This window comes from Actinomycetospora sp. CA-053990 (genome assembly GCF_050948445.1).
Lineage (GTDB): Bacteria > Actinomycetota > Actinomycetes > Mycobacteriales > Pseudonocardiaceae > Actinomycetospora > Actinomycetospora callitridis.
Genome location: NZ_CP192043.1, coordinates 5,361,071 through 5,380,298, shown reverse-complemented (window position 1 = coordinate 5,380,298; position 19,228 = coordinate 5,361,071). Strand labels below are relative to the sequence as shown.

Annotated in this window: 22 protein-coding genes; 11 read left to right on the top strand and 11 right to left on the bottom strand. The window is 76.4% G+C overall.

Translation table 11 applies throughout. From position 1 onward, the window contains the following. Positions 1-43: 43 nt before the first annotated feature. From ACQPYN_RS27470 to ACQPYN_RS27455, 4 genes are read right to left on the bottom strand one after another with little or no spacing between them, the layout of a single operon-like run. Positions 44-1,252, bottom strand: a complete 1,209-nt coding sequence (locus tag ACQPYN_RS27470; RefSeq protein WP_433029809.1) for an OmpA family protein — start codon at positions 1,250-1,252, stop codon at positions 44-46. After that, complete coding sequence (locus tag ACQPYN_RS27465; protein ID WP_433029807.1) at positions 1,249-2,247, bottom strand: hypothetical protein; 999 nt, start codon at positions 2,245-2,247, stop codon at positions 1,249-1,251. The genes ACQPYN_RS27470 and ACQPYN_RS27465 overlap by 4 nt, the downstream gene beginning before the upstream one ends. Next, complete coding sequence (locus ACQPYN_RS27460) at positions 2,244-3,005, bottom strand: hypothetical protein (RefSeq protein ID WP_433029805.1); 762 nt, start codon at positions 3,003-3,005, stop codon at positions 2,244-2,246. Before ACQPYN_RS27460 ends, ACQPYN_RS27465 begins: the two co-directional genes overlap by 4 nt. 2 nt (positions 3,006-3,007) lie before the next feature. Beyond that, positions 3,008-3,871: a hypothetical protein gene (locus ACQPYN_RS27455; RefSeq protein WP_433029803.1), complete on the bottom strand. Its 864-nt coding sequence runs from the start codon at positions 3,869-3,871 to the stop codon at positions 3,008-3,010. 266 nt (positions 3,872-4,137) lie between these two features. Here ACQPYN_RS27455 and ACQPYN_RS27450 point away from each other — a divergent pair, with 266 nt between their 5' ends. Then, on the top strand, positions 4,138-4,746 hold the full coding sequence (locus ACQPYN_RS27450; RefSeq protein ID WP_433029801.1) for a vitamin K epoxide reductase family protein: 609 nt from the start codon (positions 4,138-4,140) through the stop codon (positions 4,744-4,746). Next, positions 4,743-6,926 (top strand): heavy metal translocating P-type ATPase, encoded by a 2,184-nt coding sequence (locus tag ACQPYN_RS27445; protein WP_433029799.1) that lies wholly within the window; start codon positions 4,743-4,745, stop codon positions 6,924-6,926. The genes ACQPYN_RS27450 and ACQPYN_RS27445 overlap by 4 nt, the downstream gene beginning before the upstream one ends. A gap of 103 nt (positions 6,927-7,029) precedes the next feature. Here the strand turns inward: ACQPYN_RS27445 and ACQPYN_RS27440 are convergent, their stop codons facing one another. The 5 genes from ACQPYN_RS27440 to ACQPYN_RS27420 all read right to left on the bottom strand — a co-directional run bounded on the left by ACQPYN_RS27440 (position 7,030) and on the right by ACQPYN_RS27420 (position 11,086). Next, positions 7,030-7,758 carry a DsbA family protein gene (locus ACQPYN_RS27440; protein ID WP_433029797.1) on the bottom strand — a complete coding sequence of 243 codons (729 nt, stop codon included), beginning with the start codon at positions 7,756-7,758 and terminating at the stop codon, positions 7,030-7,032. Positions 7,759-7,859: 101 nt separating this feature from the next. Further along, on the bottom strand, positions 7,860-9,683 hold the full coding sequence (locus ACQPYN_RS27435) for a cytochrome c oxidase assembly protein (protein WP_433029795.1): 1,824 nt from the start codon (positions 9,681-9,683) through the stop codon (positions 7,860-7,862). A 52-nt stretch (positions 9,684-9,735) separates the two neighbouring features. Then, positions 9,736-10,233 carry a hypothetical protein gene (locus tag ACQPYN_RS27430; RefSeq protein WP_433029793.1) on the bottom strand — a complete coding sequence of 166 codons (498 nt, stop codon included), beginning with the start codon at positions 10,231-10,233 and terminating at the stop codon, positions 9,736-9,738. Further along, positions 10,137-10,466, bottom strand: a complete 330-nt coding sequence (locus ACQPYN_RS27425) for a zf-HC2 domain-containing protein (RefSeq protein ID WP_433039073.1) — start codon at positions 10,464-10,466, stop codon at positions 10,137-10,139. Before ACQPYN_RS27425 ends, ACQPYN_RS27430 begins: the two co-directional genes overlap by 97 nt. A 62-nt stretch (positions 10,467-10,528) precedes the next feature. Next, positions 10,529-11,086: a sigma-70 family RNA polymerase sigma factor gene (locus ACQPYN_RS27420; protein WP_433029791.1), complete on the bottom strand. Its 558-nt coding sequence runs from the start codon at positions 11,084-11,086 to the stop codon at positions 10,529-10,531. Positions 11,087-11,419: 333 nt separating this feature from the next. Here ACQPYN_RS27420 and ACQPYN_RS27415 point away from each other — a divergent pair, with 333 nt between their 5' ends. The 4 genes from ACQPYN_RS27415 to ACQPYN_RS27400 are packed head-to-tail and all read left to right on the top strand — an operon-like array spanning position 11,420 to position 13,809. Beyond that, positions 11,420-11,653: a hypothetical protein gene (locus ACQPYN_RS27415; RefSeq protein ID WP_433029789.1), complete on the top strand. Its 234-nt coding sequence runs from the start codon at positions 11,420-11,422 to the stop codon at positions 11,651-11,653. After that, positions 11,650-11,982, top strand: coding sequence for a hypothetical protein (locus ACQPYN_RS27410; protein ID WP_433029787.1), 333 nt, complete (start codon positions 11,650-11,652; stop codon positions 11,980-11,982). Before ACQPYN_RS27415 ends, ACQPYN_RS27410 begins: the two co-directional genes overlap by 4 nt. Positions 11,983-11,993: 11 nt before the next feature. Beyond that, a complete protein-coding gene (locus ACQPYN_RS27405) occupies positions 11,994-12,344 on the top strand; it encodes a DUF5134 domain-containing protein (RefSeq protein ID WP_433029785.1) in 351 nt (116 codons plus the stop codon). A gap of 31 nt (positions 12,345-12,375) precedes the next feature. Further along, entirely contained in the window at positions 12,376-13,809 is a 1,434-nt protein-coding gene (locus tag ACQPYN_RS27400) for a PepSY-associated TM helix domain-containing protein (RefSeq protein ID WP_433029783.1), read from the top strand. Here ACQPYN_RS27400 and ACQPYN_RS27395 read toward each other — a convergent pair. After that, entirely contained in the window at positions 13,797-14,615 is an 819-nt protein-coding gene (locus ACQPYN_RS27395) for a class I SAM-dependent methyltransferase (RefSeq protein ID WP_433029781.1), read from the bottom strand. The genes ACQPYN_RS27400 and ACQPYN_RS27395 overlap by 13 nt on opposite strands. Before the next feature lie 123 nt (positions 14,616-14,738). Here ACQPYN_RS27395 and ACQPYN_RS27390 point away from each other — a divergent pair, with 123 nt between their 5' ends. The 5 genes from ACQPYN_RS27390 (at position 14,739) to ACQPYN_RS27370 (ending at position 18,129) form a co-directional block, all read left to right on the top strand. Then, on the top strand, positions 14,739-16,085 hold the full coding sequence (locus ACQPYN_RS27390; RefSeq protein ID WP_433029779.1) for a UDP-glucose dehydrogenase family protein: 1,347 nt from the start codon (positions 14,739-14,741) through the stop codon (positions 16,083-16,085). Between the two features lie 125 nt (positions 16,086-16,210). Further along, a complete protein-coding gene (locus ACQPYN_RS27385; RefSeq protein ID WP_433029777.1) occupies positions 16,211-16,438 on the top strand; it encodes an SRPBCC family protein in 228 nt (75 codons plus the stop codon). Positions 16,439-16,467: 29 nt separating this feature from the next. After that, positions 16,468-16,683 (top strand): hypothetical protein, encoded by a 216-nt coding sequence (locus ACQPYN_RS27380; protein WP_433029775.1) that lies wholly within the window; start codon positions 16,468-16,470, stop codon positions 16,681-16,683. Positions 16,684-16,765: 82 nt separating this feature from the next. Then, complete coding sequence (locus ACQPYN_RS27375; RefSeq protein ID WP_433029773.1) at positions 16,766-17,560, top strand: DUF1990 family protein; 795 nt, start codon at positions 16,766-16,768, stop codon at positions 17,558-17,560. 215 nt (positions 17,561-17,775) lie between these two features. Next, complete coding sequence (locus tag ACQPYN_RS27370) at positions 17,776-18,129, top strand: hypothetical protein (RefSeq protein ID WP_433029770.1); 354 nt, start codon at positions 17,776-17,778, stop codon at positions 18,127-18,129. 25 nt (positions 18,130-18,154) lie between these two features. On the opposite strand, the gene ACQPYN_RS27365 is transcribed toward ACQPYN_RS27370, so the two are convergent. Beyond that, on the bottom strand, positions 18,155-19,225 hold the full coding sequence (locus ACQPYN_RS27365; RefSeq protein ID WP_433029768.1) for an endonuclease/exonuclease/phosphatase family protein: 1,071 nt from the start codon (positions 19,223-19,225) through the stop codon (positions 18,155-18,157). Between the last annotated feature and the right edge of the window lie 3 nt (positions 19,226-19,228).

Here is a 19,228-nt window from a genome sequence, read left to right as displayed (position 1 = left end):
GAATGCGGGGGAGCCGGGGTGTCGACCGTCTGTCACCGGACGGTCACCCGGAGGGCTCGACGATCACCGTGCGGTTGGCGCTGGCGGGTCCCGGCAGCTGACGGCCGCCGGGGCCCACGTCGTTGACGTAGCCGGGGAAGCGGCTGCCCACCCCCCGCGTGGAGATGCGGTCCGCCGGTGCCCCGAGCTCGACGAGCAGGGCCTTGACCGCCTCCGCGCGCCGGGTCGACAGGTCGACCTGGCCGGCCTCGGTGCCCGCGCGCGCACTGGTGCCCGTGAGCGCGATCCGTCGCGACGGCGATTCCGTCAGGAACTGCGCGAACGGCGTGAGGACGGCGCGCGCGGCATTCCGGTCGCGGAACTCGGCGGTGTCCGGCTGGAATCCGACGGAATTGTCGTCCGGGAGCGCGGTGGTCTGTCCCGGCGTGATCGTCGGCGGCGGCGGGACGTCGACGACGCTCACCGCAGGCGCGTCGCTCGGGGCGTCGCCGCCGCGCGGTTCGTCGACGACCGCGACGCACGAGGCGCCGCCCGCGGTGGCGATCGCCGTCCACAGCGCGACCAGCGAGGAGCGCTGGGCGGGGCTCAGCGCCGGCTGGGGCTCGGCGACGTCGCCGAGGCCCGCGAGGACGACCGTCTCGCCCTGCAGCCCCGGCAGCGCGTTGTTCGCGCGCAGGGCCTCGACGGTCTCGGCGGGCGGCGCGTCGAGGAGCCCGCGCTGGCGGAAGTCGAGCGGGGCGACCGTCGAGAGCCCGGAGTCGACGAGCACGACCGTGCCGGGCCGGTTGCCGCCGGCGGAGCGCCCCGCGAGGTCGAGCGCGGTGAGCACGTCGACCTCCGGGGTCTGCGCCCGCAGGCCCGTGACCGCCTCGCCGAACCCGTTGAGGAACTGGTTGCGGTCGTCCTCGGCGGCGATGCCGTTGCCGGCGTCGCTGGAGAACGTCTCGCTGCCCGCGGACACGGGCCGGCCGTCGACGTTCACCAGCGTGATGCGGGGCTCGTAGCCCTCGTCGACGGCGCGGGTGAGCACCGAGACCGTGGCGTCCTGGACGGCCTGCGGCAGTCCCGGCTCCGGGCTGTTCGAGCGGCCGGAGACCGCGAACGCCAGGGGGCCGACCGGTACCGGGCAGGACAGCGCGCTCCCGCCCCCGCCGGAGAACCCGCCGCCGGCGGCGTCCTCACCGCTCGAGCAGCCGGCGGCCAGCGCCGCGGCCAGCAGAACGGACAGCAGGCCGGCAGTGCGGCTCGTCAACGATGGTCTCCGTTCGGGCTGGGCTCGGGGACGGTCGGGGTGAACGGGCGCATCTCCGGCGGCGCCTCCTCGCCGGGCACGACCTCGTTGGCCGGGGTGAACAGCGGGTAGAACGCCGAGCCGGTGAGCCCGTCGGTGACCGACGGGTTGCCCTTCTTCGAGGCCATGAGGGTGCGGGCGTAGTTCTGCAGCTCGAGCATCTCGGCGACCACCTGCTGGCGCGCCGCGCGCCAGCGCTGGTCCTCGCGCTCGCGCTCGTTCTCCTGCTGGCGCAGCGCCTCGCGGGCACGCTCCAGCTCGGCGCGGCTCGCCCGTTCCTTCTCGGTCGCGTCCTGCATGCGGCGCTCGGCGCGGCGCAGGGCGCCCGCGACCGGGTTGAACGACAGGAACGTCGCCACCATCGCGGCGATCCCGCTGGCGAGGAACAGGGCACCGAAGAGCATCGCGGGCAGCAGGGCCGTCAGCTCGATGCCCGACGAGGAGCCGCCGAAGCCGCCGCCGGACCCGCCCGAGCCGAAGCCACCCCCGGAGCCGCCCGACCCGAAGCCCCCACCGGACCCGGAGCCGAAGCCACCGGACGAGGAGCTGCTCGGGGTCATGAGCCGCGTGTAGAACGCGCTGACGCCCAGCAGGAGCCAGGTCAGCGCCGCCAGCACGGTGAGGGTGACCGACGCGCGCGGGTCGCCGCAGCGCCGCCGCGCCAGCCCCTGGCCGACGAGGTGCGCGAGCCCCACGGCCGCGGCCGCGAACCCGACCGTGCCGAGCACGATGAGCAGCGGCGAGCCGCGGAACACGCGGGCGAGCACGACGTAGAACGCCGCGATGTCGCCGCCGATGGCGAGCAGGATGATCGTCAGCGAGAGGTAGTCCTCCCGCGAGCGGTTGATCATCAGCGTGGCGTCGCGGTACGAGCGCGGCCGCGCGCCGCCGAGGTCCCCGCTGCGATCACCCCGCGAGCGGCCGAAGCGCGCGCGGAGACCGCCGTCGGCGCTCATCGGCCCGACCTGTCGGCCCTGTCGGCACGGTCGTCGGTCATCGGGTCTCCACGGTCGGGGGAGGACGGCGCAGTGTAGGTCGACGGGTGGGTCGACGGGTCGCTCGGCCCGCGCCCGGACGGCCGACGCGGGAGGGGCCCGGTCGGCGGATCGGCCGGGGGCACGAAGAAGTCCTCGGTGCGGTCCCCGGCCCGGTCCGCGTGCCGCCCCGTGTCACGACGGGCGGGCGGCCGGTCGTCGTCACCGCCGACCGGCTCGGTGAGCCGCTCGCGGGCCTCGTCGTAGTCGCGCCGGGCGATCCCGAGCGCGCGGCGGTCGCGCTCGTGCGCGGCCTCGGCGTCCGCCAGCTGCTGGCGCGCACCACCGACGAGGCGGTCGATGACGGCCTGGTGGTCGGCGTGCTGGGAGTCGATGCGCGAGAGCCAGCCCGACGCCCAGGACGCGATCAGCGGGTCGAGCGCGCCGCCGGTGCCCTCGTCGACGCCCTCGAGCAGCTCGGCGACGAGCGTGCGCACGCGCCCGCGTGCCGCCCCGATGTCGGGGGAGGCCTGGTTCGGGTAGGGCATGGGCCCGACACGGTCGGCGGCGTAGACCTGGGCGAAGCGGCGCTCCTCCGGCGACGCGGCCGCGAAGCTCACCCCGGGCAGGTGCGAGAGCGGCGCGCTCGACGATCCCTGCTGGGGGCCCGACGGAGGCGTCGGTGTCGGGGGACGGGCGGTCTCGCTGCGGCGCCCGGGCCAGAACCTGCGGGTGGCCATGGCTACTCCTGGTGGGTCGGGGCGCCGGACCCGGTGGCGGTCTCGGGGGCGGTCTCGGGGGCACGGCGGGCGGCGGGTGCGGTGGCGGTGCCCCACGGCGGGGTCGCGCCGTGCGGTGACGACGCCGGGACGGGGCCCGTGTCCCCGGCACCCGCGGCACCCGGGTCGGCCGTCTCGGCGGCGACGACCCACCCGGGGACGACGGGGTGCTGGGCGGCCAGCGCGGGGCCGATGCGGTCGCCGGCCGGGTGCCGGCGGACGAGGTGGCGCTCGTACGCGCTGACCCGCCGCATGACCTGTGCGTGCAGCCGCCGGACGCGGGTGGCGCCGACGAGCTCGCACGCGCGGATCGAGCTGCCGAGGCGTGCGAACTCCACGCGCATCTGCGTGAGCTGGGAGTGCAGCCGCGCGCCCTCGTCGACGAGGGGCCGCCGGGTGGCCTCGTGCTCGCGGCCGCGGCGGGCGGCGACGACGTCGTCGGCGGTCTCGCCCTCGCCGCCGCGGCGCACGGCGAGCTGGTCGGTGTCGAGGAGCACCGGCAACGCGTCGAGGCGTGCGCGGGCCCGGGCCAGCGCCTCCTCGGTCTCCGGGAGGCGTGCGGCGAGGGTCGCCCGGGTCTGGTGCATCGGGGACACCTCGAGGTCGACGCGCAGCCGCTCGCGGTGGACCCGGGCCAGGAACATCTGGTGGAACTCCTCGAGCGCCGGCGTGCCGACCGGGCGTCCCGGCTCGAGGCTCGGCAGCCCGGCGCGGGCATCGGCGCGGGCCTGCCACCAGTCGCGGGCCCGGGCGATCCAGCCGTAACGGGGCAGCGGGGAACCCGTCGCGGAGGGGGACGGCCCGTCCGGCCCTGCGGGCCTGGTCATCGGGAGCTCGTCCGGGGCTGCCGTTCCACCTGGCGGGTTCCTCCTGCGTCGGCCCGGGGTCGCACCGGTTGCGTCCGTCGAGTCTAGGCCGCCGCCCGATGCCTTCGGCACGTGAGCGATATCGGCCGTCCCGACGACCCAGATCACTCACGTGCCGGAGGCATCGGGGAACTCGCGAGGGTCCGACGACGACCGGTACGACGATGGCCACGATCCCGTCCCCACCCACCGATGTCCTCCCCGTCGTCGGGGCGCACCATCAGGGGGTGGACGTCTCCGACACGCGGGCGGGTGAGGACGCCACCGTCTCTCTGCGCGGTGTCGGCGGCGTGCTGCTCGTCGGCGGCCTGGTCGGCGCAGTCGTCTCGCTGCTGCTCCTGCTCGACAAGCTCGCGCTGCTCGCCGACCCCACGTTCGTCCCGTCGTGCAGCATCGATCCGGTGCTGTCCTGCGGCACGATCATGCGCACGGCGCAGGCGTCGGTGCTCGGCTTCCCGAACCCCGTCATCGGGCTCGCGACGTTCCCCGTCGCCGCGGCCCTGGGCGCCCTGGTGCTCGGCGGGGCCGTGCTGCCGCGCTGGGCCTGGTGGGGCCTGCAGGCGGGCACGACCGCCGGGATGCTGTTCGTGCACTGGCTGATCGTGCAGAGCCTCGTGGTCATCGGTGCGCTGTGCCCGTGGTGCATGGTCGCGTGGGTCGCGGTCATCGCGATGTTCTGGTGCGTCACCGTCGAGAACCTGCGCGCGGGCCGGCTCGGCGGCGCGCCGGCCTCGCTGCGCGGTCACGGCTGGGGGCTCGCCGCCTGGTACCTCGTGATCGTCGTCGCGATCGTCGCGACGTTCCCCGCGTGGGCGGCGGGGCTGGTGGGGCTGTGACGGCCCCGCCCGTCGCGTCCACCGTCGTCGACCTCGAGATCGGCGGCATGTCCTGCGCGGCCTGCGCGGCCCGGATCGAGCGCCGGCTCAACCGCCTCGACGGGGTCGAGGCCAGCGTCGACTACGCCGGCGAGGGCGCCCGGGTCGTGCTCGCGTCGCCGGACGTCACGACGGCCACGGTCGTCGAGACCGTCGGGAAGCTCGGCTACACGGCGCGGCCGGCGCGCCCGGTCGCCTCGGAGGATGAGCCGTCCGACGACGCGGAGCTGCGGGACCTCTGGCGTCGCCTCGTGGTCGCCGCCGCGCTCTTCGTCCCGGTGGCCGACCTGGCGCTGGCGATGGCCGCGGTGCCCTCGCTGCGCTTCCCCGGCTGGCCGTGGGTGCTCGCCGCGCTCGCCGCGCCGGTGGTCGTCTGGTCGGCGTGGCCGCTGCACCGGCGCGCGCTGGCCGGACTGCGCCAGGGCACCACGTCGATGGACACGCTGGTCTCGCTCGGGATCATCGCGGCGACCGTGTGGTCGCTGGTCGCCGTCGTGCGGGGCGCGGGGCCGGCCCCCGGCGCGAGCACCTGGGACCTGCTGCTGCACCCCAGCGGCCCCGTCTACCTCGAGGTCGCGGCGGGGGTGACGACCTTCGTCCTCGCCGGCCGCTACGTCGAGCGCCGGGCCCGTCGCGCCTCCGGCGACGCGCTGGCGGCGCTCGCCCGGCTCGCCGCGCGCGACGTCACGGTGCTCGACGACGACGGCAGCGAGCGTCGCGTGCCGGTGGGCGAGCTCGGCGTGGGCGACCGGTTCGTGGTCCGGCCCGGCGAGAAGGTCGCGGCCGACGGGCGGGTGGTGTCCGGGCGCTCGGCGGTGGACCGCAGCATGCTCACCGGGGAGCCGGTGCCGTCCGAGGCGGAGGTCGGCGACCCCGTGGTCGGCGGCACGGTCGCGGTGTCCGGGCGGCTGGTGGTCGAGGCGACCGCGGTCGGCGAGGCGACCGCGCTGGCCGGGATGGTGCGCCTGGTGCGGGACGCCCGCGCCGACAAGGCCGACGTCCAGCGCCTCGTCGACCGGATCTCGGCGTGGTTCGTGCCGGCGGTGGTAGTGCTGTCGGTCGCGACCGGGCTCGGGTGGTGGTTCCTCGGCGCCGACTGGTTCTCGCCCGCGCTCGCCGTGCTCGTGATCGCCTGCCCGTGCGCGCTGGGCCTGGCGACGCCGATGGCCATGGTCGTGGCGTCGGGGCGCGGCGCCCGGCGCGGCATCTTCCTCAAGGGCCACCACGCGCTCGAGACGAGCCGCCGCGTCGACACCGTGGTGCTCGACAAGACCGGGACGCTGACGACGGGCCGGATGGCGGTGGTGGCGGTGCGGGGCCCCGAGGTCGTCCTGGCGCGCGCCGCCGCCGTCGAGCGGGGCTCGGAGCACGCGATCGCGACGGCGGTCGTGGCGCACCACCCGGGGGAGGTGCCCGCACCGGTCGACTTCGTCGCCCTGCCCGGGCTCGGCGCGCGGGCGGTCGTGGACGGGGTGGAGGTGACCGTCGGGCGACCCGACCTGTTCGACGCCGGGGTGCCCGAGGACCTGCGCGCCGACTGGGAGGCCGCCGAGGAGGCGGGGCACACCGTGGTCGCGGTCGGGTGGGACGACGTCGTGCGGGGCGCGGTCGTGCTCGCCGACGACGTGAAGCCCAGCGCGGCCCCGGCCGTCGCGGCCCTGCGCGCCGCCGGCCTGCACCCGGTGCTGCTCACCGGCGACCACGAGCGCGCCGCCCGCACGGTGGCCACGGCCGTCGGGATCGACGACGTCGTCGCCGGCGTGCTGCCCGAGGGCAAGCTCGCCGTGCTCGCGGAGCGCCGCGCGGCGGGTGCGGTCGTGGCGATGGTCGGCGACGGGATCAACGACGGCCCGGCCCTCGCCGCCGCCGACCTGGGGCTCGCCGTCGGCACGGGCACCGACGTCGCGCTCGAGGCCGCCGACGTGATCCTCGTGCGCGACGACCTCACCGCCGTCCCCGAGGCGCTCGCCCTCGCCCGCGCCACCCACCTCACGATCCGCGTGAACCTCGCCTGGGCCTTCGGCTACAACGTCGCCGCGATCCCGCTGGCCGTCGCCGGCCTGCTCAACCCCCTGCTCGCCGGCCTGGCCATGGCGCTGTCGTCCCTGCTCGTCGTCTCCTCGAGCCTGCGCCTGCGCTGAGTCGCCCTCCGCCCTGCGCTGCGATGATCAGGGGCACCTGGTGTGCGCCGTGGGCGCGCACTCCGTGGATGACGCGCCCCTGATCACCGATCGGAGCGCGCCGTCAGCCGCCCAGCACCTGGTCGAGCTCGGTCGAGCCCTGCTGCTGGAGCTTCCCGTCGACGACGATGGTCGGGGTGCCGAAGCTGCCCTGGCGCTGGAGGGCGGGGTCGTTGGACGCCTGCTCGAAGTTCTGGGCGATCTCGCCGGCGTGGCGGTTGCTCGTCACGCACTCGGCGTAGCCCGGCCCGGCGCCGGCGCGCTGGCCGAGGTCGACGAGCTGGGCGGTGTCGTACCCGCGGCCGCCCTCGGGCGGCTGGGCGGCGTAGAGGCTCGCGTGGACGGCGGGGAAGGCCCCGTTCTCGGCCGCGCAGATGATCGCGTTGCCGCCCGCCGAGGAGTAGCCGGGCGGGTTCGAGCGCTGCTCGAGCAGGTTCACGAGGTGGTAGCGGACCTGCACGCGCCCGGCCGCGATCGCCTGGGTGATCGGCTCGCCCGCCCGCTGCTCGAAGGACTGGCAGGCGGGGCAGAGCGCGTCCTCGTAGAGGTCGATGGTGTGGGGTGCCGGCCCGCCGGCGGTCACGACACCGCCCTCGACGATCGTCGGGTAGGAGGCCGCGACCGGGGTGACCGGGATCGCCTGACCCGAGGCGTCCGAGGAGCCGCCTGCGGAGAACAGCACGCCCCCGAAGACGACGGCCGCGACCAGCACCACGGCGACGATCCCGACGATCAACGGCGTTCGGGACGTCGTGCGCTTCGGCGGTGCAGGGCGCTTCGGGCGCGTGGCCATCCGGGGGTTCCTCCTCGTATCGGGGGCGCCGACCCTCGCGGCGCTCGTCCTGCCGGTCGCGCCGCGGGGCCCGTCGGTTCCCGGCGGGTCGTGACGGTCGCTCAGCGGCCGCGGGCGAGGTCGGCGAGCATCGCGTTCCACGCCGCGAGCTCGGCGTCGCCGTCGCGGTCGGCGTGCCGGTCGCGGCGGGTCGCGTCGCGCTGGTCGGCGCGCGACCACTGTACGAGCAGCGCGAGGACCACCACGAGCAGCGGGACCTCGCCCGACGCCCAGGCGATGCCGCCGCCGAGGTGCTGGTCGGCGAGCAGGTCCGGCACCCACGGCAGGGCGAGCTGGCGGAAGAACTGCTCGCCGATCACGGTGCCGGCGCCCATCAGCGCGACGCCGAAGAACGCGTGGAACGGCATCGCCGCGAGCAGCAGCGCCAGCCGACCGAGGTGCGGCACCGGCCGGGGCGCGCGGTCGACGCCGATGATCGGCCAGAAGAAGAGCACGCCGGTGAGCAGGAAGTGGGCGAACATCAGCTGGTGCGCCCAGTGGTAGGGCAGCGCCAGCGCGTAGAGCGGCGAGAAGTACAGCGCGTAGAACGAGCCGACGAACAGCGCGAGCGACACCAGCGGGTGGGTGAGCACCCGCGCGAGCGGGGCGTCGAGCAGCGACAGGAGCCACACGCGGGGCCCGTCGGGCGTCGCGGGCAGGGCGCGCAGCGCGAGCGTCACCGGACCGCCGAGCACCAGCAGGACCGGGACCAGCATCGACAGCAGCATGTGGACGCCCATGTGCGCGCTGAACGTCGCCATCGCGTGGGAGCCGAGCCCCGAGCTCGTCGCCCAGAGCAGGAGCGCGCACCCGGCGAGCCACGCGGCGCTCCGCTCGGGCGGCCAGGCGTCGCCGCGGCGACGGAGCCGCCACGCACCGGCGAGGTACGTCCCCGCGAGGACGAGCGCCACCACCGCCCACAGCAGGTTCAGCCGCCCGGGTCCGAGCAGGCCGAGCACGGTGGGGGCGTCGAGCGAGTAGCCGAGCAGCGTGTCCTGGATCGTCGTCGGGGCCGCGAGGGCCGGGGCCGGTTCGGCGGCGAGCAGGGCAGCGACGCCGGCGGCGGCGGTGAGGAGCACGAGCGCCCGTCGTCGCGCCACGAGGGCGACGACGAGCAGCACCAGCAGGACGAGCGCGAGCGGGCCGTGGACGCCGGTGAGCCAGCCCCCGCGCACGAGGACCACCTCGACGACGACGGTGCCCGCGACCGCGACGCCGGCGGCGACCAGCACCACCGGGCGCGCGCGGTCGGGTCCGGGCGCGAGGACCTCGAGAGCGAGCAGGCCGAACCACACCGCGCCCGCGACGGCCGCCAGCGCGGCGGCGTCGGTGGCGACGTCGTGCCCGGCGCCGGCGCTCGCGACCTGCCCGGTGACCACCGGGGCGACGACGGCGAGCGCGGCGAGCGGCAGCGCGCCCACCGCCGTGCGCCACGACAGCGTCACGCGGCAGAGCACCCACACCACCGCCGCGAGGACCGCGGCGACGAGGAAGCCGGTGGGCTCCTCGAGCGCGCCGGCGGCGGTGAGGAACGCGTCCGGGGCCGCGAGCACGTGGGCGTCGCCCCCGGTGCCGCCGAGCACGGTGAGCGCGGCCGCGGCCAGGGCACCGGCCGCCCACACGCCGGCGGCGGCGCCGGCCCGGCGCACCGCGCGGTAGCCGTGCGCGCCGAGCGCCCGTCCACCGCCCGTGGTCGGCCGCGCGATGACGGCCCCGAGCAGGCCGCCCAGGCACGCACCGCCCGCCAGCAGCACGACGAGGCGGGCGAGCGGCGTCGCCACCTGCACCACGGTCGGCGGGGCGGTGACGCCCAGCGCGGCGTACGGCGCCCCACCCCGTGTGAGGGCCACGGCGACCACCCCGGCGACCACCGCGCCCACCACCACGGCAGCGAGGGCGCCCCTCGCTCCGGCAACCCCGAGTTCAGGCGCGCCCGGTTCACGCGACGTCGGACTCACGCTCCCAGGGCGTCGGCGCGGGCCGGGTGGGGCCGTCGTCGGGGACCACGCCGCGACCACCCGGCCGCCACCACCGCGCCCCCGGGCTCGGGCCCGTCCCGGGGCGCGGCCCGGAGCGCACGACGGCGAGCCCGAGCAGGAAGCCGGCGACGAGCACGAGGTGCGACACCACACGGCCGGGCTCCACGCGTCCCGCGACCAGGTCGAGGCCGCTGAGCACCGCCAGCACCGCGATGAAGGCGCCCAGCACCGGCAGCAGCCCCGCGAGGTGCCGGGTGAACAGCGCGCCGAGGAGGAACGCGACGCCGAGCGCGAGGTTCCACGCCGCCGTCTCGTGCGTCGCGTGCGCCATGCCCGCGCCGAGCACCATCAGCGGATCGGTCATCGCGTGGGCGTGCGTCGCGGCACCGAGCAGCGAGACGAGCCCGAGCACCGCCTGCGCCAGCCCGACGGCGGCGAGCCCGGCCCGCGCGGACACCCGGCGCCACCGCACCGAGGCCGCGGGGCGGCGCCGACGACGCGGTCGACCAGGTCGGGCCCCGCCCCGACCGCCGCCGTGCGCGCGTGCCGCGTCACGAGCGCGGCGTCCCGCTGCCAGGACCGGCAGGCGGGGCAGCCGTCGAGGTGCGCGTCGATCCGGGCCTGCTCGGCGGCGTCGGCCTCGCCGTCGAGGGCGGCCGACATCGCCTCCCGGCACCCGTCGCAGTCCATGGCGTGCTGGTCGCCGCGACCCGCGCGGTAGTTCCCGGGGTTCCTGGAGTTCCCGGCCACCCTCACCCGGAGCGGTGCGGCCGCTCGGCGGGACGGTCGGCGAGCGCGTCGACGAGGTCGGCCCGGGCCCGCGCGACGCGGGAACGGATCGTGCCGATCGGGCACCGGCACACCGCGGCGGCCTCCTCGTACGACAGCCCGATCACCTGGGTGAGCACGAACGCCTCGCGACGGTCGGGGTCGAGCGCGTCGACGGCGTGGCGCACCGCGACCGACTCCGCGAGGTCACCGCGCGGGGCACGCCCCACCGGGCGGTCGTCCTCGGCCAGCGGCGCCGGGCTCACCGGACGGCGGGAGCGGCGGCGCAGGTGGTCGGCGGCGACGCGGCGCGCGACCGAGAGCAGCCAGCTGCGGGCGGGCGCGTCGCCCCGGTACCGGCGCAGCGAGCCCAGGGCCCGCTCGTAGGTCTCCTGGGTCAGCTCCTCGGCGACCGACGGGTCGGCCAGGTGCACGAGCAGGCGCCACACCTGGTGCTGCGTCGCCGCGACGAACTCCCCGGCGGCGCCGCGATCGCCGTCCCGGGCGCGCAGCGCCAGCGCGGTGATCCTCGCGTCGTCCACCGGAGCTCCTCGTCGTGTGCCACCGTCGGGCCACCCGCCGTCCGCGTCGTCGCAGGGGGTCCCGGAGTTCCCGGGCGTGACCGTGTCGACAAACGGGGCTCGGCGTCACGCCGACGGTGCCTACCGTGCTGCCGCTGACGGTAGGCGCTCCACCGGATCGTGCTCGCTGAGCCCTGCGGAGGCGGTCACCTGAGAAGGAACGGGTGGTCTCCTGAGAACGCTCGGCCGTCCGGGCACACCGGCCCGGTGCGGTGGGGCGAGCGGTATGCCACCGGACCGCACCGCCGTACCGTCGCCGCTGGTCACGGACAGCCCACGCCCTGGAGGACCGCCATGACGGACCACGACCCGCTGCTGGCGGGCCTGCAGCACGTCGCCACGTTCTGCGGGCAGTGCTCCTGCGGGTGCCCCGAGCTCTACGTCGACCCCGACGCCGGCGACGAGCGCCGTGTGGTGATCACCGACGACTTCGGCCAGCGCATCCAGATGAGCCTCGCGCAGCTCGCCGTGATCGTCGACGACGCCCGCAACGGGGTCCTCGACGGCCTCCTCGCGGACGCGCCGTGAACCTCCCCTCGCCCCTCGCGGGGCTGCTCGCCACCCTGCTGCTGGCCGCCGCGGCCCTCTGCGCGGTGAGCCTGTGGCGTCGGCGCGCCCGTCACGAGCGCGCGGCGGCGGCCGCCGAGGCCAACCACGTCGTCATGGGCCTCGGGATGGCGGCGATGGTGCTGCCCGCGACCGCGGACCTCGTGCCCCCGGCGGCCGGCGCCGTCGCCTTCGGCGCGGTCGGTGTCGTGTGGGCGGCCCGCCTGCTGGCGCTGCGCCACCGGGGCGGCCGCTGGGGTCGCCGGTCGGCGGCGACCGCTGCGGCGCGCACCCGACGCACCTGCTGCTGAGCAACGCGGCGATGGCCGTGATGTACGTGATCATGGTGCCGACCGGCGGGATGGCCGGCATGGACCACGGCGCCGGGCACGCCGGGCACGGCGCGTCGGCGGCCTCGACGCCGCTCGCGCTCAGCGCCGTCGCCACCGCGCTCGCGCTCTACCTGGTCGTCCACACCGTCGCGACGGTCGCCGTGCTCGTGCGCCTGCGCGCCCCGGCCACCGTGACGGTCGGCGGCGGGACCGGTGGCGCGACGGTTGGCGGTGCCGGCTTCGGGAGTGCCCTCGGTCGGGCCGTCGACACTCCCGCCGTCCAGCTCGGCTGCCAGGCCGTCACCGGGGCCGCGATGGCCCTGATGCTCCTCGTGCACTAGCTCCCCGACGACACCCCGAGAGGCTCCCCCCGTGACCGTCGACGAGCAGCCGGCGCCCCCGAGCCCGGCCGCCGCCCCGACCCGTGCGGGCACCTGGTCGCTGCTGCGGCCCCTGGTGCTGCGCATCCACTTCTGGGCGGGCGTGCTCGTCGGGCCGTTCCTGCTGGTCGCCGCCCTGACGGGGCTGGTGTACACGCTGATGCCGGCACTCGAGCCCGTCGTCTACCGCGACGAGCTGACCGTGCCGCCCTCGGACACCCAGGTCCCGCTCGCCGACCAGGTCCGCGTCGGCATGGACGCCCTGCCCGGCACCGAGCTGCGTGCCGTGCGCCCCGGTGCGACCCCCACCGACACCACCCAGGTGATCGCGAACGATCCCCGCCTGCCCGAGTCCTTCTACCGCACCGCGTTCGTCGACCCGCACACCGGCGACCTGCGCGGCGTGCTCGAGACGTACGGCTCCGGGCAGGCGATGCCGCTGCGCGCCTGGGTCGACCAGCTGCACCGCAACCTGCACCTCGGCGACGCCGGCCGGCTCTACACCGAGCTCGCGGCCTCCTGGCTGTGGGTGCTCGTGCTGGCCGGGCTGACGCTGTGGATCGGGCTGGTCCGGCGCCGGCGCAAGGAGCGGGCGAGCGCGCTGCTCGTGCCCCGCACCTCGGGCGGCCGCCGGGCCCGGCTGCTCTCGTGGCACGCCGTCGTCGGGCTGTGGGCGGCGGCCGGGCTGCTGTTCCTGTCGGCCACCGGGCTGACGTGGTCGACCTACGCCGGCGAGAACATCAGCACGCTGCGCGCCCAGCTCTCCTGGGAGACCCCGGAGCCCGAGACCGCGCTGACCGGCACCGTCGCCGTGGCGCCGGAGGCGGGCGAGCACGCGGGCCACGGCGGCACGGCGATGACGACGCCGACCACGGCCACGCCCGCGTCGTTCGACGTCGCCGCCCGCGCCGCCGCGGACGCCGGGCTCGACGGGCCGCTCGACATCACCCCGGGCGGCGAGGGCGCGGCCACGACCGTCAGCCAGATCGACCGCACCTGGCCCCAGCGCCTCGACGCGATCGCCGTCGACCCCGACACCGGGCAGGTCACCGACGTCGTGCGCGGTGACGACTGGCCGCTCGCGGCGAAGCTCGCCCGCTGGGGCATCGACGCGCACATGGGCCTGCTGTTCGGGGTGGCGAACCAGGTCGTCCTCGCGGCCCTCGCCACCGGCCTCGCTTGCATGATCGTCTGGGGCTACGTCCTGTGGTGGCGCCGCGGGCCGGGCCGGCGGCCCGGTCACGTGCCCGCCGACGGCGTCCTGCGGTCCCTGCCGCGAGGGCTCTACGCGGCGGTGGTCGTCGTGACGATCGCGGTGGGCGTCGCCGTCCCACTGCTCGGCGCGAGCCTGCTGGCGTTCCTGCTGATCGAGACGCTGCTGGATCGGCGCCGCACGGCGCTCCCGGAGGAGCGTCAGAACGCGTAGCGGTGCAGGCGCATCGCCTCGCGCAGGACCGGGACGGCGTCGAACCCGCGGTAGAGCCAGTGCCGCAGCCCGACCGTGTCCGCGGTGGCGAGCGCGGAGACGGTGACGTCGTCGCGCTCGCGCAGCCGCGGGTGGCGGGCCGTCAGCTCGGCGCCGTCGAAGCCCCAGGCGAAGCGGGTGTCGACGCCCAGCAGCCCGAACGCGGCGTTCGAGACCGGCAACGTCCAGCCGGCGACGGCGTCGAACGCGACCTCCCCGGACGTGCACCGGGCGAGCAGCCGGTCGAGCACGTCGTGGACGTCCGACGGGGTGAGGTACATGAACAGGCCCTCGGCCAGGGCGAGCGTCGGGCGGTCGGCGTCCACACGCTCCCACCAGCCCGGGTCGGTCACGGAGGCGCTGACCGTCTCCATGTGTCCGGGGTCCTCGGGCAGGTCGTACACCCGGCGGCGCAGGTCGGCGACGCGCGGCACGTCGACGTCGATCCAGCGCGAGCCTGCCGGGCGCGCGACGCGCAGCGGGCGGCTGTCCAGCCCGCACCCGAGGTGCAGCACCTGGCCGTCGGGGTGCTCGCCGAGGAACGCGACCGTCCACTCGTCGAGGCGCCGCGCCCGGGAGCAGATCGTCGCGGTGTCCGAGCTGAACCAGCGCAGGGCACCGGGGTCGTGCTGCACCCGGGCCAGGACCTCGCCGGCGAACCGGTCGCCCAGCACCGGGTGGGCCGAGCGGGCGTCCCGGTCGCGCAGGTAGAGCGTGATCAACATGGTCGTCTCCGACCCGCGGAGGTCGACCGACTCGGGCGACATGCGGGCACCCTCGCAGCTCCCCTCCCGGCAGCGCAGCCCGACGGGCGGACCACGCCCTCGTGCCCGGAGCGTGATCTGGCAGCGTGTGCTGCGGATTCGTCGGCGAGAACCTAGGGGGAAGCCGTGTTCACGCGTCGGGTGGCGGTGGTGGGGACGGGCTATGTCGGTCTGACGACGGGGGCGTGTCTGGCGTCGTTGGGGCACCAGGTGGTGTGCGCGGACATCGACACCGCGAAGGTGGAGCGGTTGCGCCGCGGCGTGGTGGACATCGTGGAGCCGGGCCTGTCGGAGCTGGTGACCGAGCAGGTGTCGGCGGGCCGGCTGTCGTTCGTGGTGGGCGCGTCGTCGGCGGTGGCGGCGCACACCGACGGGCTGGACGCCGAGGTGGTGTTCCTGTGCCTGCCGACGCCGATGGGTGTGGGCGGGGTCGCGGACCTGCGCGCGGTGGAGGCGGTGATCGAGGAGACCCGCGAGCTGCTGGCGCCGGGCACGGTGGTGGTGAACAAGTCGACGGTGCCGGTGGGGACGGCGGCGCGGACCGCGGAGCTGCTCGACCGCGCGGACGTGTCGGTGGTGTCGAACCCGGAGTTCCTGCGTGAGGGCTCGGCGGTGCACGACTTCCTGAACCCGGACCGGATCGTGGTCGGGTGTGACGCGGCGGAGGCCGCGGAGCGGGTGGCGGCGCTGTACGCGCGGCTGGGGGCGCCGACGGTGCTCACCGACGCGGCGTCGGCGGAGCTGATGAAGTACGCGGCGAACTGTTTCCTGGCGATGAAGCTGTCGTACGTCAACGCGATGGCCGAGCTGTGCGAGCGGGTCGGGGCCGACATCGGTGACGTCACCGAGGGCATCGGCTACGACCGCCGGATCGGGCAGGCGTTCCTGTCGCCGGGTCCGGGGTGGGGCGGGTCGTGCCTGCCGAAGGACACGCACGCGTTGTTGCAGGTGGCGGACGCGGCGGACTTCGAGTTCCGGCTGCTGCGCGCGACGATCGACACGAACACCCGGCAGCGTCAGCGGGTGGTGGACAAGGTCCGGCTGGCGGTGACCGGGAAGCGCACGGGGTCGCTGACGCGGGTGCGGCTGGGTCTGCTGGGGCTGACGTTCAAGGCGGGCACCGACGACCTGCGGGACTCGCCGGCCCTGGCGATCGCGGCGTTGCTGCGTCAGGCCGGGGCGGACCTGGTGGGCTACGACCCGGCGCTGGTGCCCGACCCGGGGAACCCGGACAAGGTGGTGCGCGACGAGGTCGAGGGCGTGCCGCTGGTGGCCGACCCGCTGGAGGCCGCCCAGGGCGCGGAGGCGGTGGTGGTGCTCACCGAGTGGCCGGTGTTCCGGACGCTGGACTGGACCGCGATGGCCGGGGTGATGAAGCAACCGGTGGTCATCGACACCCGCAACCTCGTCGACCCCGCCACCCTGCGCCGCGCCGGCCTGACCGGCATCGGGATCGGCCGCCGGGACGCCTGATCGCCTCGCCTGCCGGGGCACCCCGGGGGCCGGGGGTGGTCTGCGCACCGACCCCCGCCTACCGTGGGTGGACGTTGGGGGCGGCCGCGCGGGCCGCGTGCCGAGTCTCATCGGAGAGGCGAGCCATGCGCTGCGAGATCGCGGTCGACATCGACACCTGCCCGGACCACGTCTGGGCCGTGCTCACCGACGTGACGCGCTGGCCGCGGTGGACCACGGCGGTCCGTGACGCGAGGCTCGTCGGTGGCGGCGCCCTCACGCTCCACGGCGTGGTGCGCCTGCGCGCCCCGCGCCTGCCCGAGCGCGTCTGGCGCGTGTCCGAGTTCCACCCCGTCGGCGCCGCATCACGCTGAGCGACGAGGGCGTCGGCGCCCGCGCGAGCGTGCGTTTCGCCCTCGCCGCCCCCGACGGCGACGGCGCCCGCACCCGCGTCACGGTGGTCCACGAGCGCGCCGGCTGGGTCGGCGGCACGGTCGCGTGGATCACCGGGCGCACGATCGAGGCGCACCTGCAGACCCTCGCCGGGGATCTGAAGAAGCACTGCGAGACCCGTCGTCGCGCCGGCGACGCGGCGCGGGTCACCAGCACGGTGTCCTGACGCCCCACCTGGGCGGACGTGCGCCGACGTGACGTCGGCGGCGTCGGGGGAGGACGGCGCCCTTCCGGGGTACGCACGGTTCATGACGGCCACCCCCACGACACCTGTGCCGGCCCCGGAGCTCTCCCTCGGCACCTCCGCCTGGATCCCCGGGCCGCGCCAGGTGCTGCGCGAGGCCCTCATGCTGACCCGCCTCCCGCGCGGCGTCGCGGGCGTCCTCTGGCGCTGTGTGCGCCCGGACGTCGCGGTGCACGTCCTCGAGGAGATCGGCGACCACCGGGACCTGCCGCCGCGCATGACCGACGCCACCGACCGCGACCAGCCCCTCGAGGCGGGGTACGGGCCGGCGCTGCACCGCGAGTTCCGGGTGCGTGTCGTCGGTGCCCAGCGGGGCGCGGTCGAGCTCGTCGACGCCCTCGCCCGCAACATGAACCGCGCGGTCGTGCCCGGGGTCGCCCGCTTCGACTACGTCGCGGCGAGCGGGGCGATGGCGGTCGGCGAGGAGCTCGTCGTGCGCATGCCCGGGCCCTGGGACGGGCCGGTGCGGGTGCTGCGCCGCGACCCGACGTCGTTCCTGCTGGGGACGCTGGCCGGGCACCTCGAGGCCGGTCAGATCAAGTTCGCGGCCCGCGACCTCGTCGACGGCGACCTCGAGTTCGCGATCACGACCTGGGCCCGCGCGGGCGACCCCGTCGCCGACGTGCTCTACAGCCGCCTCGGGCTGGCCAAGCAGATCCAGTACCTGCTGTGGGTCGAGTTCTGCGTGCGTGCCGCCGCCCTGGCCGGTGGGCGCACCCCGGGCGGTGTGACGGTGCGGACCCGGACCGTCGCGTGGCCCGACGAGTCTCCGCACGAGAATTCTTCGCAGACGGTGTAACGACCCGTCGACCCGACACGACATCCCGGGTGCCCCGTGCGGCCACCGGACCCCCGACCCGGTGGCCCACGGGGCTTTTCGTTTCCGGGTCGTCTCCGGGCCCCTCACCGGTCCGTGAGCGACTCCCCTCCCTCTCGTGTGACTCATGATCACGCAGGGACACGCGGGGTCGATGTGACACGGGTCGGTCCCTCGGTGGACGTACCCTCGTCCGCGTGGACGACGACGCGAGGGTGACGACGGCGATCGTCGGACTCCTCATCGCGTTCTGCGCCGTGCTCCTCGCCAAGTGGCTCGCGGTGGTCGCCCTCGCCGGGCTCCTGCTCGTGGTGGTCCTGCGCTTCGCGCTGCTCCGGGTGGTCCGCTCGGTGCGCGGTCGGCGCGCCCCCGCCGGGCTCGCGGTCGTCGAGCCCGACCGCGGCCCCGTCACCGGGCCCCACCGCGTGGTCGTGCCGATGCCCGACTGCTCGTGGTGCGGGCTCGTCGGCGGGCACCGCGACCTGCGCGGTGAGCCCGTGCGCCCCCGGCACGCCCACGCGATGCCGGCGCCGGCGCGGCACGCGTCCTAGAGCCGGGCCTCCTCGAGCCGGGCCTCTAGAGCCGGAGGTGCACGAGCAGGGCCCGGTGGTCCGAGCCCGGCACGTCGAGCACCGTCACGTCGCGGGCCCGAGGGCCGCCGCTGGTCAGCACGTGGTCGATCTGCGCGCCGACGGCCCGGGGCCACCCCGCGTTCCAGGTCGAGGTCAGGCTCTCGCCCCGCTCGGTGGCGGCGTCGGCGCACCCCTGGGTGCCGGAGCGGAAGGCGGAATGGTCCGGGGTGGCGTTGAAGTCGCCGACGACGAGCGAGCCCCCGCCCGGACGGGAGCACCAGCGCGCCAGCAGCTCGAGCTCGCCGGGCCAGTAGCCGATCCACCCCGGCACGATCGAGACGACGTGCACCGCGCCGAGGCGCACCGGGCCGAGGATCCCGCCGGTGACCTCGGCCCACGGGTAGCGGGTGTCCGTCGGGGTGCCGGGCGCGTCGGAGATCGTCCGGGCGGTGACGTCGCCGGCGCGCGGTGACGCGAGGACGACGATGCCCCGGACGTCGGCGGCGCGCACCGGGACGTTGGTCCACGACCGGTACCCGGGCACCAGGGCCGCGATCCGCGTCCGGAAGCGCTCGCCGGCCTCGGGCAGCACGACGAGGTCGGGTCGCTCCCGGCGGATCACCTCGGCGAGGGCGTCGACGTCGGCGTGACCCTCGAAGGCGTTGAACGACAGCACGGTCAGCGGGGTGCCGCCGGGCGGGGGCGGCTCGTCGGCGATCGCGCGGGGGACGACGAACGCGGCGGCCAGCGCGACGATCACCGCCACCCCGGCGAGTCCGACGGCGCCGGCCCGCCGCCGTCGGGGCCGCCGATGGGGCCGACAGCGGCGCACCACCAGCGCGAGCACCACGCCCGCCGCCGCGAGCACCGTGAGCAGGGGCCGCAGGGCCGCGAACACGGCGAACGGCAGGTGGCGGTCCAGACCGACCAGGTCGGGCAGGAGCACCAGGGCGGCGAGCACGACCGGGACGACCGCGAGACCGACCGTCGTCGTCGCGCGGCGCCACCCGCCCCGCGGCGCACCGCGCACTGGCTCGGGGCGTCCCCGCACCAGGTCGGGGACGCGGCTGGGCACCGC

What these genes read in the sequence shown, in the direction of transcription:
- ACQPYN_RS27465 (WP_433029807.1), bottom strand. Translation starts at nt 2,247, where the DNA reads ATGAGCGCCGACGGCGGTCTCCGCGCGCGCTTCGGCCGCTCGCGGGGT.
- ACQPYN_RS27455 (WP_433029803.1), bottom strand. Translation starts at nt 3,871, where the DNA reads ATGACCAGGCCCGCAGGGCCGGACGGGCCGTCCCCCTCCGCGACGGGT.
- ACQPYN_RS27425 (WP_433039073.1), bottom strand. Translation starts at nt 10,466, where the DNA reads ATGGACTGCGACGGGTGCCGGGAGGCGATGTCGGCCGCCCTCGACGGC.
- ACQPYN_RS27440 (WP_433029797.1), bottom strand. Translation starts at nt 7,758, where the DNA reads ATGGCCACGCGCCCGAAGCGCCCTGCACCGCCGAAGCGCACGACGTCC.
- ACQPYN_RS27395 (WP_433029781.1), bottom strand. Translation starts at nt 14,615, where the DNA reads ATGTCGCCCGAGTCGGTCGACCTCCGCGGGTCGGAGACGACCATGTTG.
- ACQPYN_RS27415 (WP_433029789.1), top strand. Translation starts at nt 11,420, where the DNA reads ATGACGGACCACGACCCGCTGCTGGCGGGCCTGCAGCACGTCGCCACG.
- ACQPYN_RS27375 (WP_433029773.1), top strand. Translation starts at nt 16,766, where the DNA reads ATGACGGCCACCCCCACGACACCTGTGCCGGCCCCGGAGCTCTCCCTC.
- ACQPYN_RS27385 (WP_433029777.1), top strand. Translation starts at nt 16,211, where the DNA reads ATGCGCTGCGAGATCGCGGTCGACATCGACACCTGCCCGGACCACGTC.
- ACQPYN_RS27405 (WP_433029785.1), top strand. Translation starts at nt 11,994, where the DNA reads ATGGCCGTGATGTACGTGATCATGGTGCCGACCGGCGGGATGGCCGGC.
- ACQPYN_RS27460 (WP_433029805.1), bottom strand. Translation starts at nt 3,005, where the DNA reads ATGGCCACCCGCAGGTTCTGGCCCGGGCGCCGCAGCGAGACCGCCCGT.